Source organism: Streptomyces sp. NPDC000134 (assembly GCF_042899225.1).
GTDB lineage: Bacteria > Actinomycetota > Actinomycetes > Streptomycetales > Streptomycetaceae > Streptomyces.
Map to the genome: position 1 here is coordinate 1 of NZ_JBIAZN010000038.1, position 13,124 is coordinate 13,124.

Sequence of the window (13,124 nt, forward strand, 5' to 3'; positions counted from 1 at the left end):
CGATCCACGGCCGCGACTCCCGCTTCCCCACGACCCGACCAACGAGCAGACAGGCTGATGGTTACTTGATCAATAACTTCTGTTAGGACCTCTTACAGCCCCTGAGCGGCAAGATTCCGGCCGTACAGCGCCTGGACAGGCTCGCGGACCTCGCGCAGATCCTGCCGAAGAGCGCACAGGACACCGCCGAGCTGACGTTTCAGGACCGGCTGGCGACGGATGTTCACCTGCGCACCCGCCTGCGACAGGCTGTCAAAGATGCGTGTGACGAGCTGGCCGGCAGGGAGATCGACGACGTCGACCGGGTCGAGCCGTACGGAGCCGGCCTGGACTTCGACGAACTCCGTCTCCCACTCGACAGTCCACGCCTTGCGGCGATCGACGTACACCCGGACACCGTACGAGCCACTGTCTACGGAACCGACCCCGACGCCGAGCCCGTTCAGCTCCTCGCCATCGTCACCGCCGAGGCCGAAGCCCACGTGGAGGGCTTCATCCACGTCTCCGACCACGACGAGGACTTCGACTTCTCGGTCTCCATCGTCAACGACTACACCTACGAAGCGGAAGGCACTCGCCCAGTAGTTCTCCACTTCAACGCACGATTCGACCCCGACCACGAGAACACCATCGAGCTCGATCTGGAGAAAGCCACCCCATTGGGCAACTGATGTCCGAGTAGACCGCCTACGGGATCACCCTTCACAGCCCCACGGCGCCAGCCCTCGGGGCGTCAGCTGTCGACCTGGCTTGCGGCAAGAACCTCAGCCAGCTCCTCGGCGGGCAGGCGGGACCACTGAGCCACGTCCTGAAGCGCCACCCCGGCAGCGGCGGCAGCGGCGGCGGTATGCAGCACGGCCCGGTCGATCAGCTCGGCACTCTGACTGAAGTGCTCCAGCAGCGTGCGGGCCACCTCGGCGGTGGCGCCGCTCTGCACGCCGCGCAGCTGCGCCAGCTCCTCGCGGGCTTCATCGAGCAACCGCGTGATGTTGAAGCGGTGTTCGGCAGAAACGGTGGCACGCCACCGGGTACCCGAGCCGCCCGCCTGCGCCTCCGCCGCCATCACAGGCAGCTGGCCGGCCATCGTTGCGGGCTGCTGCTCCCGCTTCAGATGCCACGGATCGTCCCGCCATCCCGGCGGCCCGCTGCTGCGGCGGGCGCTCACGATCGCATTCCTCCAGCCGCTCAGCGGGCCGCCGTAGTCGGCCGCGATAAGAGGCCCCAGCCAGTCCCGGTCCACCCGCTGGCCCAGCTGGTGGCACAACGGGTCATCCCCGCCCCGCGCCCGAGGCCGCGTCCCTCCGCTTGCCTGCCAGGCCAGCTCGGCCATGGCAGGATCCAGCAGCGCGTCGGCGACGGCCACCACTTCGGGGAAGACGACAGCGTCCCGCCCCACGATCCGCCAACGGTCCAGATTCGTCCCGGCGTTGCCGCCCGCGACCTGGTGCAGCCGCTGCGGCCAGATCGCCTCGCGTTCCCAGCGCGGAGCCTGTTCCCACCACCGGGCGACCACCGCGTGCGCCAGCGCGAACACTCTCTCCGGCTCGGCCCCCGTCCGTGCTGCCCGTCGCGCTAAACCCGTCCACCGCCGCTGCGCCGCGGCTACTTCCGGCACACCCTGCACGTCCAGATACTCAAGAGGCTGGTCGGCGTCGGCGTCCAGGAGCCACCGCCCGTGCCGGACACACACCCGCTCCCATCGCGGCGCGTACCGCACCACCCGCACGGCCGTCCCCGTACGCCGGGCGGCGCACAGGCGGCAGCCGAAGGCGACCGGACCGGCGACCGCGCCGCCGGTCCGCCACGCCGCCGCCGGCACCCCGTTCTTTCCGGCCGACAGCTTGCCGTCCTCCTGTCCCCAGGACGGCAACGCCCGCGCCAGCACGGCCTCCTCGACGCCGCACAGGCCTGCCAGGAGCTGCCGTCCGGGCGGGTTCAGCAGCACCTCGGCGTCGGCCCGCGCGCCCCCGCCGTCGTGCCCAGGCTGGTAGTTGCGCCAGTGCCAGCACGACCGCAACACCTTGGGGTCCATCCCGTAGCGGCTCGCGATGCGGTAGATCAGCGACGAGGTCGTCTCTCCCCGCAGGGGAGCGGTCCGTAGTAGGCCGGCGTGATGGGTCACTCCACCACGGTCTCGTGTTCGCCGTCCCGGGCGGGCGCTTTCGCAACGGATGCCCAGTGGAATCCAACAAGCCGATTCCCTGAGAAGGGCTGTGGAGTCCCTTTCGCAAGCTGCCTTTCCTCCCTCGCCAAGCCGGGGTCACCCGAGGTCACCCCTGGGAAACAGGGGACGACTCCAGCATCGACGCCTATCGCAACACGTTTACCGTACGCGATTCGTACGGTAAAAGTACGCAATTCGTACGTTTCATGGGCTAGGGTGTTGCTCAGGAGGTGTTCCATGTCCGAGCTGTTTGACGCGGTCGACGCACTGGTTGCATCCCGAGCCCCGCTTCCGCCGCCGGCGGAGCGCAAGCGACTGCGTGCCGCGCACGGCCTGACGATCGATGAGGTAGCAGGCGCGCTGAAGGTGCGGAGGGCCACGGTGTCCGGCTGGGAGTCTGGCAAGACCGAGCCCCGCCCGCCGGAGCGCGAGGCGTACGCCCGGCTGCTCAAGCACTCGCGGAGCTCTACCCCGCCCCCACCGGCGAGGCCTCGCCCGTCCAGGAGACGGCGGTGCCGACCACGTTCACCGCCGCGCCCGCCCCGGCGGACTCGCAGGCTCTGTCCGCAGGCCAGGCGCCCGAGACTGCGGCCATGACGACCGAGCAGAACACCCAGCCCCGCCCTGCCGCCAACTCCGCTGCTCCGGCTGCCACGTCGCGTCCGGCACGCACTGCCAGGTCGACGTCGCGTCGCCCGGCCGCGCGGAAGGCCGCCCCCGCCAGCACCCCGGCGGGCGGCACCGATCCGCGGTTCGCCAACGGTCCGCTCGCCGTCGTCGACGTCGAAGACGGCCAGGTGTATGCGTACTGCGTCGGCGGCTTGGTCCTGGACGTGCCCGCCAAGTCCCTCCCGTCCCTGGTGGACTGGACGCTCAGGGAGGCGAAGCTCGGGCAGCCGAAGCTGTCCGGCCCGGGCAAGGACGCCGACCCGCTGATCGTCCTGACCGAGTCCGCGCTGGAGCGCTACGGCCTGCCGGTCGCCCTCACCGAGGAGGAGCGGCTCGCCGGGCGTATCCCGGAGGGCCACAAGGTCATCAAGCAGATGGCCCGCGCGGAGTGGAAGCTGACCAAGAGGGGCTTCGGGCCGTGGGCGCGGATCTACCGTCCGGCGCAGGGCTCGGAGCGGGCCTGCGTGCAGCTGTGCATCCCGTCCTGGCACGCGCTCGACTCCCGTCACTGGGGCGAGGCCGGGCAGCTGGCGCCGGCGGACCTCGCCCGGCTCCTGGGCGTGTACGCGTCGCGGGTGATGACGCCTCGCGGCTCCACCGCCGTCACCGGCCTGGAGCTGATGACCGCGCTGCACCCGCCGACCCGCGCCTCCGAGCCCGACGCCGACGGCCGACGGCACTCTGAGCACAACCCCGGCTCGCTGGGCAAGGACCCGGTGGACTGCGCGCCGTGTGAGGCACCGGACGGGCACCCGCTGCTGAAGGACTTGCCGCGTTTCCACGTCCGCGGCCCCGGCGAGAAGCTGTTCGAGGAGGCGTACGACTGGGCGCGGCCGATGACGGATGCCGAGTGCACCCGGCGGCACCTGATGGGCATCGACGTGAACATGGCCTTCGCCGCCGGAGCGAACGGCCTGGTCGTCGGCCTCGGTGCGCCGACGCACGTGAAGGCGCCGGTGTTCGACCCGAAGCTGCCTGGCTCGTGGCTGGTTGACCTGTCCCACGTCGACCTGTCGCGGGTGAAGGTCGGCAAGGACAAGTGGGCGGAGCTGGACGCGAGTCTGCTGCCGAGCCCGTTCACGCCGAGGGGTGAGCGGCCCGAGGGCCCAGCCTGGTACGCCACACCCACCGTCGCCTACGCGGTGGAGCTTGGTTATGAGGTGCGGCCGGTCGAGGCCTGGGTGCGGTACGACAACGGCCGCTACCTGGACGGCTGGTACAACCGGCTGCGCGACGCCTACCTGGCCACGATGGCCGACCTTGGCGTGCATGCGGACATGGCGCCGGCGGACTTCCTGGCGGCGATGGACGGCTACAAGGAGCGCGACCCCGAGCTGGCGATCGTCGTTTCGGCGATCAAGGCGACGGTCAAGGGCGGCCTGGGCAAGCTGCGCGAACGCCCGCGCGGGGAGGGCTGGCGGCCGGGCGAGCCGTGGCGGGCGCTGTCCCGGCCGACGTGGCGGCCGGACATCCGTGCGGCGGTCATCTCCCGCACGCGGATCAACTTGCACCGGAAGATCGTCAAGCACGCGGCGTTCACCGGGCAGTACCCGGTGGCGATCCTGTCCGACTGCGTCGTGTACGCGGTCGACGGCGAGAGCCCGCTGGACCTCCTTCCCTACCGGGACGGCAAGCCGCTGCCCGGCGGCTTCAAGCTCGGCATCAACCCGGGCCTGGTCAAGTGGGAAGGCACCCAGAGCGTGCTGTGGGGCGAGGGCGTGCGGGAGCAGTTCAACGCCCCGGAGCTCAACCTCGCCCGCTACATCAAGGACGGCACCGTCACCGACGCCAGCAACGGAGAGTAGGAGAGGGCGATGAGCCTGTTCGGGGACGGCCTGGACACCGCGGTACAGAAGACGTTCACCCGCCCGGCGCCCAAGAGCGCGGGCGCGCAGATGCGGTACCTGGTCAAGCAGCTCAAGGGCACCAAGGCGGTCGCCGAACTGCTCGGGATGTCCCAGCGCCAGGTGGAGCGGTACGTGAAGGACGAGGCCAAGCACCCCCGCAAGGACCTCGCCGCCCGCTTGGAGCGCGAGGTGAAGGCTCGGTGGCAGCCGCAGATCCGGGCGAAGGCCCGGCAGAAGGCGGCAACCACCGGTGGCATCGTCATCGATACCCGCGCCCGGATCGGCTACACCGCCCCGGTCGGCAGCACTGACGAAGACCGTGAGCGCCACCTGACCGTGGCGCTGCCGCCGCAGTACGCCGCCCGCCTCTTCGAGGCGCAGGAGCAGGGCGCCACCGAGCAGCGCCTGCAGGAGATCGCCGCCGAAGCGCTCAAGGAGGTCTACTTCCAGGACAGCGGCCGCCGCGCCGGTCAGCTGGAGAAGGTGCGCTTCACCGACATCCTGCACCTCGAGTTCGACCTGTAGATCCGAACAGCCGCGAACCCGTCGACAGCATCATGCTGCGGTCAGAGCCGGTCGGCAGCTCGGAGTTCGATGCCGATCACGGTGGAGGCGATGCCGTCCTTGCGCCACATCTCGGGCCAGTTGTGGCGCACCAGACCGCTCGCGTAGGCCATGTGCAGTAGTTCGGCCTTGGTGTGCTTGCACATCAGCTCGTTCATGCGTTGCGCCCGCGCCCTGCCCCGCGCCACCTGGGTCTCGCGCTGCTCAAGGTGCCAGACGTGGAGTCACTTTCGCCCTTCACCTCACAATCGGTGATGGTCCACGCCGTCAGATAGGGCCCACTGTCCTGCTGCTCGTCGGTCCCGCGAGCGGGCAGTGGGCAGGGGCTGTCCGAGAACTGGGCACGGCGCGGAGCCCTCGGCCCAGGCCCAGTCACTTCTGCCACCCGCATTTGCTGGTCGCTTCCTCTGTCGGAGGTGTGCCTGCGCTGCTGGTTAGTTGATCTGCCGCCTCCAGGACATCGGGGATGGTCGGGGAGATGAATGCAAGGCGTCCTTCGGCAGGAGACTCAAGGAAGCCACTGCGTGCAGCGATGTAGTACAGAGCATCACCTGCATCGAGCGTCGTGCGGCCGTGCTGTGTCAAGACCTCCCTGATGACTTGCTTGGCTTCAGACCAACTGATCGATGTCAGGCGCTGGTTGTTCATCCGCTCTGCTAGGGCTGCCAGAAGGAAAAGTGCTTCGTCTCCGTGGGTTTCCTGAGCTTTGATGGGCCACTCGGGATGTTCCTGGTGTTCACGCTCCAAGAGCCTTCTCATTGTCCGGCGATGAACTTCCTTACTGGTGGCGGAGGGCGGGCTGGATGCGAGTGCTGCTGCCAGAGCCAGACTGTGGCGTGGTGTCAGGGCAAGCTGAAGAAGGTCGTGTGCTGGTCCTCGCTGTGTTGCAGAGTCGTCATCAGCATCGAGGTGATCTACTCCAGCCTTCATGACGAGCAAGGAGCGTCGGCGGTCCAGTGAGGTGAAGGAGAGTTCAACAAAGTCGCCTGCGGCGAGCCAGCCATTGGGGACATCGAGTGGTCGTGTGGTGGCGATGTACCGATTGTGCGGGTAGCAACGTGCGAGAGCGACAAGCGAAGTACGCAGGTGGTCACGCTGTCCTGCGGGCACCTCATCGAGCCCGTCGATGAGCACCACTGCCCGGCCTCGCGCGAGCAGAGTGTCAGTCCACCCCTCTGGTTCGTCGTCCCGGCGCAGACCGAGCGCTGTCACGGGATCTGCTGTCTCGGCGGGCTCGGTGGGCACAAGCTGGCGGGCAGGCACCAGCACCGGTACCAGGTCGCCCCAACTGGCCAGGGGCGAAGGGAGGGTACGGCGCGCAAGGTGCAGGGCAAGCCACCGCAATAGTGAAGACTTGCCCGAGCCGGCAACGCCGCGCACCAGTACCCGAGGGGTGTCAGCGAGCATGACTTCGACTGAGTCCCCGCTGCTCTCATCCGGCAGACCTTGTTCGGCTGCTGGCGGCGTGATGCCTTCGTGGGAGATCTTGAGGCGCCAAGCGTCACTGATCACGCGAGATAGGGGTACTTCTACCTGATCCTCAACCCACAGCCGTTGTACCTCCTCGTACAGGCTCCAGTCCGCGCGCCGGCCACCGGCCAAGTGCATAGATTGCGGGGTCTGCCCGGGTACCTCATCAGTGTGTTGCTGCTTAGCGTCGACGAGCTGCTCGACTGCTTCGAGAACCTTGGCATTGGCTGCCAAGCGCCGCCAGAATGCTGCAGGGGGCATGCTGCCGCGGTCGTACGCGTGTGCCAACTTCTTGATGAGCAAGGTCCGCTCGGCAGACCTCTCGTTCGGCGAGGGCTGGGCTGAAAGAACGCGCTGGAGTGCTGCGATTACTTCCGTGACGTTGAATTCGTCGTGCTGGGAATCCGCAGGAGCCCAAGGAAATATCCGGTACCGCATCTTCTTCATTTTCTCTGGTGTCCGCTTCGGTACAGCCGGATCCGTCCGCAGGAATTCTCCGTAATCTTTCAGAAGCTGGACTGCTGCGGCGGTCTCCTGTTCGCTCTCCGGCGCCACGTCGTCTTTGATTTCGTCGTCGTCTGCAATTTCGTCGTCACCACGCGCGATGAATTCCCAGGCGTCCTCCGCCCGCAGGCCGCAGCCGAGTCCAATGTGCTCATCCATGCTCATGCCCGCTCCTCCCCCGCCTGGCTCATCAGCCGCGCGATCTTCTTCATTAGCCGGTGCGTCTTGACGCGCTCCGTCCCCGGCGTGACGTCCAGCAGGCCTGCTCGTTCCTCCGCCCCTAGTCCATATGCGTACAGCCTGGCTCTCACTTGCTCCGCCTTGGTGAGCTGGGACAGGACCGCATCTAGTCGAGCTTCCTGTTCCTTGCGGACTACAGCGACGGCGGGGTCGATAGGGTCGGCCATGCAGGGCTGCGTCCGCTGGGTGTACCGGTTCTCCCGCCGCCGACGGGCCTTGCTCTGCTCGATCAGCCCCAGGGCTCGTTTCCTGGCGCAGTAACCGAAGTACTTTCCGATCTCTTCGGCACTGTTCCACTCTTTCACGCTGACGTCCTTGAATATTTCCATGATGACGTCCTCGGCTTCTGACGAGTAATCAGGAAACAGATTCGACAGGGAATTGACCCAAGGCCAGTACCGGACGGTGAAGTACGCTTCGACGAGCGATTTCGACGTGGCCGAAATCTCCTGTGCTTCTGCATCGCTCACGTCCTCGTGGCTCCTGTTGTCGGTTCATGGCCGAACTGCGCGTCAGGCCGTCTGCCCGGTGCCGGGCGTCCCACAGCCGCCCTTCCACCCCTCCTACGCAGCCGGAGCCCCCTCCGTTACACCCCGCCGAAGATTTTCCGCCGTCACCCTCGGCTCCCACCGTCCAGGACTTGAGGCTGCGCCGGCCGGTCACGGCCAACACCCATCGGCACACCACCGCTCGCGTGATGCCGATGTAACGGATGGCGTGCTGAGTGAGTAGAGGGGGTGTCCGGTGCAGCCGTCCCGGACGCCACGGCGCTCCCGCGCCGACACGGAGGGAAGTGACTATGAAACTGGTGGTGTTGGGTGCATTGGTTGTGCTGGGCGTCCTCGTCTTCGGCGCGATCCGCCGCGCCCGCGCCGAAGACGTCCCGCTGATCACGAAGGCCGCCGTCACGGGCGTGATCGTGCTGGTGTTGGGCGCGCTTTCCCTGCTCCTTGCCGACCCCGCCGACCTGCCCGTCCTGTTGCACACGGCGGTCCGTGCCCTGCGCTGAGCAGGCCGTCGGACCTCTCGTGACGAGAGGGTGCGTAGGTGCGTTCGGCGCACCCTAGCTGTAGTCCTGGCCCAGACCGGCCTGGAAGCCCTGTCGCCAACTGTGATGATGCGCAGAGTGGCCGAATAGGCGCTCAGTCACAAGGCTCCGCCTGGCCGTGCAATGCTGGTCTACCTCTTGCCCGCCGTTTTGAAGCGGAATCCGAACAGACCGCCGGTTTCGTGTTCGTCGGTGAGGCGGGGCCTGCGGATGTAGGGCTCGGGATCAAAGCCGCGCTGTGCGGCCATACCCAGGCTGTCGGTGTTGATCGTGACGATGTACTGCAGGTTCTCCTCCACGGTGACTTCGGCGGCGAGCTTCAGGGCAGCGGCGACTTGCCGGTCGTCGACGCCGTCGTAGAGGTGGCTGTCGTGGATGAGGAAGTCGGGGCCACGGCCGTGGCGGTGTGCCAGGACCGCGAGGGTCAGGTCGAAACAGAAGATGACCATATTGCTGATGCCGCGGCTGCCGTCGCTGTCGATGCGCGGGGTGATGGTCAGGCTGTTGCGGCCGGCCTCGATGGCGAGGTAGGCCTCGCGCCCTTCCCCGTAGAGGCGCTGGGCGTAGTGAGAGAACAGCAGGATGGCTTCGTCGGTCTGCCGGCGGCGCTCCTGGAGATCGGTGTCAACGGCCTGCTGCAGTTCCACACTCTTCGCGGTGATCTGCCGGGCGCTCGCTTCGAGGGTCTGCGCCGCTTCGAAGCGGTGACGCAGCGCCTGGAGAGCGGCCTCTTCACGCCCGAGGGCTGTCTGCAGGGCCGTCAGAGCCTCCAGCGCTCCTCCCTCGGCAAGGTCTCGAAGGAGGCGGGCTTGGTCCTCGCCCAAGCGTGCCCGCTCCGAGCGGCGTGACTGAAGCCGCTCTGTGAGTTCGGCGATCTCTTCTTCCAGGAAGCGTTGGCGGTTGCGGACCACTGAGTGGTGGAACGTCCTCACATCTTCGAATCGGCGGCGGACCTGATCGTTGAGGATGACGCCGAGCTCGCGGTAGACGGGCTCGAGGTAGTCGACCTCGACGTCGGTGGTCTCGGTGACGGCTGCCTGGAGCTCTTCGAGGTTGTGCTGGTCGAGCACATCTTCCTGCGCCAGTTGCTTGATGCGCCGGCTGACCTGGTCCGCTCTGTCCTTGAGGCGTTCGTACTCGGGGACGACCTGAAAGGCTGCAACCTGTGCACGGAGCCGTTCCACCTGCGCCTCGGCCAGCGTGATCTGGCCCCTGAGGTCTGCGGTAGACCCCACGATGCGCCCCCACACGGGGTCATCGACCGCTTTCTTCAGCTGGGTACGTGTCGCCTTGCGGGCGGCCAGTTGCCTGTACTCGTCGACGAGCTGCCAGTCCAGGCCCAGAAGGTAGGCGAGGTTGGAGGCGGCTTCCGGGGCGGACTGGCGGGAGAAGGTACGGGTCGGCTCGTTGAAGCCGTGCGACGAAATGCGCCGGGCGAGGAAGGACAGCAGCACCCTTCCGCTGACGCCCGGGTGGTCACCGCGCAGATCGAAGAGATCCCGCTCGATCAGATGTGTCCACCGCTCCACGGGCAGCTCCACTGCACCTGTGCGGGGAAACATGGCACCGTCGTCTGTCCCGGTCACGTCCTCGTTGAGTGTCACGAATCCGGCGCGCTGTCCGCTGCGGTGGACAGCAAGCGGACCGCTCAGCCCCGGCCAGTCCATTTCAAGGTTGAACGTGATGTGCCGCAGCGCCTTGTTCAGGGCGAGCGTGGTGTTTGTCGCTCGGGATCCGAGCAAGAAGTGGATCAGCTCGATCAGGCTGGACTTGCCGGCGCTGTTGCGGCTGTCAGTGTCTGCGGACGAGGCGGTGGTGGAGGCGACGATCAGGTTCAGGCCCTCGACGAAGGACACCTCTTTGAAGCGCTCGTCGTCAGCGCTCAAGCGGCGCAGCATGCATGCTCCTTGCAACGAGGATGTCCTGGTCGAGCTCTATGGCGCCCATGCTGTAGAGCACGTCCAGTGCCAGGACGAACCAGCCGAACGATACGGGCGATGCGTGGCCGTGCTCGGCCCGCCATGTCCTCAGCCGGGCCCACGTCTGACTGACCGACCGCGGTTCGTCCAACTGCAACAGGACCTGGGCGCCGACGGCCAGCAGGCACCGGTCAGGCGCGATGCCCTTCGTCGGAGTGATCATGCAGATATCCCGATCCCAGGCTGCCAGCCAGTGGGAGGCGCCTCGAAAATGTCGCACCGGCCGAAGAAATGCGCGAGTACAACGAGGGCGGCACGCAGCACTTTCGGCCGGGGCTGTGCGTTGCCCAGCACGTACATCTGGAGCTGCCACAGCACGTCTTCAGGATCGTCCCAGTGCCTGCGAACCTGCTCGTAGTACACGCGGAAGCCCTGCGCGACCTCATCGTGTTCCAGCTCTCGCATATTGCCCGCGTAGAACGCGTCCACGAGGTGGGCCTGCCGCATCCCGCGGAGCAGGTCCTCGCGTGCTTCGCCTTCGAGCCGGTTGAAGTCCAGTTTCTCGATGCGGACGTCCGGCAGAGGCATGAGCGGGTCAGAGGAGGTTCGGAGTTCCTGAAGCTGCTTCAGGAGAGGCTCAAGATCATCCATCCCGATTCCGAACGTCATCTCCTTGATCGGGATCTCGCACCGGAGGACGTCTTCCGCCGTCACTTGGTCCAGTTGCATGCACTCGTGCCACAAGCGCCGGCTACCCATCTGCTCAAAGTGCAGGTCCGGCTTGCTGGCGGCGGCCTCGGACAGCATTGTTGTCACTTCGGGGTGAACGCCGCGTCGATCGTTATGCACGAACACGAACGTGTCGAACTGCCCACTGCGTTTGGCGAGCGCACCGGTCAGGTCGCCGTCGAACTTCTTGCGGATCTTGCTCGGCTTCACCGTCTGCGGGGCGTAGCAGGCGTACAGCTTGCGGGAGTGCAGGGTAAGACCGTCCGCCGACATATCGCCCAGACTGCCCGCAGTGCGAACATCCAAGAAGTCTGGGTACCTCGAGCACATGAGCCGGTGGAAGAAGTCCTCGAACTCGTTCTCGTACAACTCCGCCATGAGTTCGAGGAATTTAACGCGTGCGTAGGCACGCTGCTCGTACCGCACATACCCCCCCTCACCTGCAAGGAGGAAAGAGTAGCTCCATGTGATCACTCTCGGAAGTCTTACCGTCACACTCCAGGCAAGGAGCCTCGTCGGCTAGGGCCTCAGGGCGGATATCGATGGTGCTCAGGAGCGCCTGCTGGTGGGGGTGGAGTTGGGCATAGAGGGTGGTCTGTTTGCGGGCCCAGCGCTGTAGTTTGGGCGGGAGGGGCTGGCCTGCGGCGTGAAGGGTGCGGTGCTGGTGGTATTTGCGTTGCCAGGCGAAGGGCCAGGGCGGGTTCCACCAGGGGCCGAGGAGCGTGAGTCCTTGCAGGGTTCGGGCGGACAGGAGGCCTGCACGGGCTTTGCGCCGCTGCTGGATGAGCCAGTACCCCAGGGCGAAGCCGTGATGGCGGGTCTGTTTGAACACGGCGAGGTGCCCGTGGGCGGCGGCGTGGGGGAGGCCTCCGCCCGGTGGGTAGCGGCGTGTCGCCGTGGGAGTCGGCACGGCTCCGGTGACGGGCGCGGCGCCGAGATCCGCCAGGAGTTTTTGCTGGGTGGGGTGGAGGCTGTCCCACAGACGTGTCTGGGTGGTGATCCAGCGGCCTTGGGCCGCGGTCAGGTTTCCGCTGGTTGTGGCGGCGCGTGCCCGGTGGTAGGCGCGCTGCCATGCCAGGGGCCAGGGCGGGTTCCAGTGCGGGTCGAGGGCGTTCAGCGCGGCGATCCGGGCCGGATCGGTGAGCCCGTCAGCCACGCGGTGCCGTTGGCGTAGGAGCCAGTTGCCCAGGGGGTAGTCGTTGTGGCGAGTCCGTTCGGCCACGGCCAGGTGCCCGTGTTCGGCGGCATAGCTCCGGGCCTGGGCGAGCCCTGCGTCTACGCGGGCGGTTTTGGCCGGCTTCGGTCACGGCGCGGGCGACGGTAGATGTGACGCCGATGTCCGCGAGGAGGTTCTGCTGCTCGGGCTGCAGGACGTCGTGCCGGGCGCACTGACGGCGCAGCCACACTGTCACCTCGTCCTCGTCCCTGCCGCGTTGCGGTCCGGGCACCTTCAGCCGTCCGTTCTGCCATCGCTTACGGGCCTGCTGGTAGCGCCGCTGCCAGGGATAGGGCCAGGGCGGGTTCCACCAGGGATCGAGTTCGGCCAGCAGCCCGCCACGCGGCCACGCGCCTCCGGTGGCCTGAGCGTGTCGGCGGTCTTGGCGGCGCTGCTCCACCAGCCAGCGGCCCAGGGAAAATCCGTCGTGCACGTACTCGGAGGGCACTGCCAGGTGCCCGTGTGCCGTGGCGAAGGAACGCGCGCTGGTCATGCCGTCCAACGCCCACAGACCGGCTGCAGCAACCTGCTCGTTCACAGCCTGGGGTGCCCCGGTCCCGCCCCGCACGTTCGCGGCCTCCTCGGCCGTGATGCCAATGTCGGCCAGCAGGCGCTGCTGGCCGGGGTCCAGACGTCGATAAGCTGCGCGTTGTCGCGACAGCCACAGGGCGAGTTCCGCTTCGGCTCCGGGAAATCTGCCCCCTGCATCGAGCCCGCTCTTGCTCTCCACCAGCCGCTGAACCTGCACGTAGGT

At 67.2% G+C, this 13,124-nt stretch carries 13 protein-coding genes and 1 pseudogene; 4 read left to right on the top strand and 10 right to left on the bottom strand.

Annotated features, from left to right (window positions below):
* Positions 1–92 precede the first annotated feature (92 nt).
* Positions 93–482 carry a hypothetical protein gene (locus ACFY32_RS33385; protein WP_390676278.1) on the bottom strand — a complete coding sequence of 130 codons (390 nt, stop codon included), beginning with the start codon at positions 480–482 and terminating at the stop codon, positions 93–95.
* On the opposite strand from ACFY32_RS33385, the gene ACFY32_RS33390 reads away from it, so the two are divergent.
* Positions 483–671: a hypothetical protein gene (locus tag ACFY32_RS33390; RefSeq protein WP_390676279.1), complete on the top strand. Its 189-nt coding sequence runs from the start codon at positions 483–485 to the stop codon at positions 669–671.
* A 62-nt stretch (positions 672–733) separates the two neighbouring features.
* Here the strand turns inward: ACFY32_RS33390 and ACFY32_RS33395 are convergent, their stop codons facing one another.
* Positions 734–2,122 (bottom strand): DNA-binding protein, encoded by a 1,389-nt coding sequence (locus tag ACFY32_RS33395; RefSeq protein ID WP_390676280.1) that lies wholly within the window; start codon positions 2,120–2,122, stop codon positions 734–736.
* A gap of 279 nt (positions 2,123–2,401) precedes the next feature.
* On the opposite strand from ACFY32_RS33395, the pseudogene tap reads away from it, so the two are divergent.
* Both tap and tpg read left to right on the top strand, forming a co-directional pair.
* A pseudogene (gene tap / locus ACFY32_RS33400) lies at positions 2,402–4,638 on the top strand (telomere-associated protein Tap).
* 9 nt (positions 4,639–4,647) lie between these two features.
* A complete protein-coding gene (gene tpg, locus ACFY32_RS33405) occupies positions 4,648–5,205 on the top strand; it encodes a telomere-protecting terminal protein Tpg (RefSeq protein ID WP_390676281.1) in 558 nt (185 codons plus the stop codon).
* A 41-nt stretch (positions 5,206–5,246) separates the two neighbouring features.
* Here tpg and ACFY32_RS33410 read toward each other — a convergent pair whose 3' ends face one another.
* The 3 genes from ACFY32_RS33410 to ACFY32_RS33420 all read right to left on the bottom strand — a co-directional run bounded on the left by ACFY32_RS33410 (position 5,247) and on the right by ACFY32_RS33420 (position 7,928).
* Positions 5,247–5,402: a hypothetical protein gene (locus ACFY32_RS33410; protein ID WP_390676282.1), complete on the bottom strand. Its 156-nt coding sequence runs from the start codon at positions 5,400–5,402 to the stop codon at positions 5,247–5,249.
* Positions 5,403–5,616: 214 nt separating this feature from the next.
* The gene (locus ACFY32_RS33415) at positions 5,617–7,383 is read right to left on the bottom strand and encodes an NACHT domain-containing protein (RefSeq protein ID WP_390676283.1); all 1,767 of its coding nucleotides are present in this window, start codon (positions 7,381–7,383) and stop codon (positions 5,617–5,619) included.
* On the bottom strand, positions 7,380–7,928 hold the full coding sequence (locus ACFY32_RS33420; protein WP_390676284.1) for a hypothetical protein: 549 nt from the start codon (positions 7,926–7,928) through the stop codon (positions 7,380–7,382). Before ACFY32_RS33420 ends, ACFY32_RS33415 begins: the two co-directional genes overlap by 4 nt.
* 329 nt (positions 7,929–8,257) lie before the next feature.
* Here ACFY32_RS33420 and ACFY32_RS33425 point away from each other — a divergent pair, with 329 nt between their 5' ends.
* Positions 8,258–8,467: a hypothetical protein gene (locus tag ACFY32_RS33425; protein WP_390676285.1), complete on the top strand. Its 210-nt coding sequence runs from the start codon at positions 8,258–8,260 to the stop codon at positions 8,465–8,467.
* A 170-nt stretch (positions 8,468–8,637) separates the two neighbouring features.
* Here the strand turns inward: ACFY32_RS33425 and ACFY32_RS33430 are convergent, their stop codons facing one another.
* From ACFY32_RS33430 to ACFY32_RS33450, 5 genes are read right to left on the bottom strand one after another with little or no spacing between them, the layout of a single operon-like run.
* Complete coding sequence (locus ACFY32_RS33430; protein WP_390676286.1) at positions 8,638–10,404, bottom strand: ABC-three component system protein; 1,767 nt, start codon at positions 10,402–10,404, stop codon at positions 8,638–8,640.
* Entirely contained in the window at positions 10,382–10,648 is a 267-nt protein-coding gene (locus tag ACFY32_RS33435) for an ABC-three component system middle component 6 (RefSeq protein WP_030405088.1), read from the bottom strand. The genes ACFY32_RS33430 and ACFY32_RS33435 overlap by 23 nt, the downstream gene beginning before the upstream one ends.
* Positions 10,645–11,628, bottom strand: coding sequence for an ABC-three component system protein (locus ACFY32_RS33440; protein ID WP_390676287.1), 984 nt, complete (start codon positions 11,626–11,628; stop codon positions 10,645–10,647). Before ACFY32_RS33440 ends, ACFY32_RS33435 begins: the two co-directional genes overlap by 4 nt.
* A complete protein-coding gene (locus tag ACFY32_RS33445) occupies positions 11,591–12,376 on the bottom strand; it encodes a helicase associated domain-containing protein (protein ID WP_390676288.1) in 786 nt (261 codons plus the stop codon). Before ACFY32_RS33445 ends, ACFY32_RS33440 begins: the two co-directional genes overlap by 38 nt.
* The gene (locus ACFY32_RS33450) at positions 12,303–13,100 is read right to left on the bottom strand and encodes a helicase associated domain-containing protein (protein WP_390676289.1); all 798 of its coding nucleotides are present in this window, start codon (positions 13,098–13,100) and stop codon (positions 12,303–12,305) included. The genes ACFY32_RS33445 and ACFY32_RS33450 overlap by 74 nt, the downstream gene beginning before the upstream one ends.
* Between the last annotated feature and the right edge of the window lie 24 nt (positions 13,101–13,124).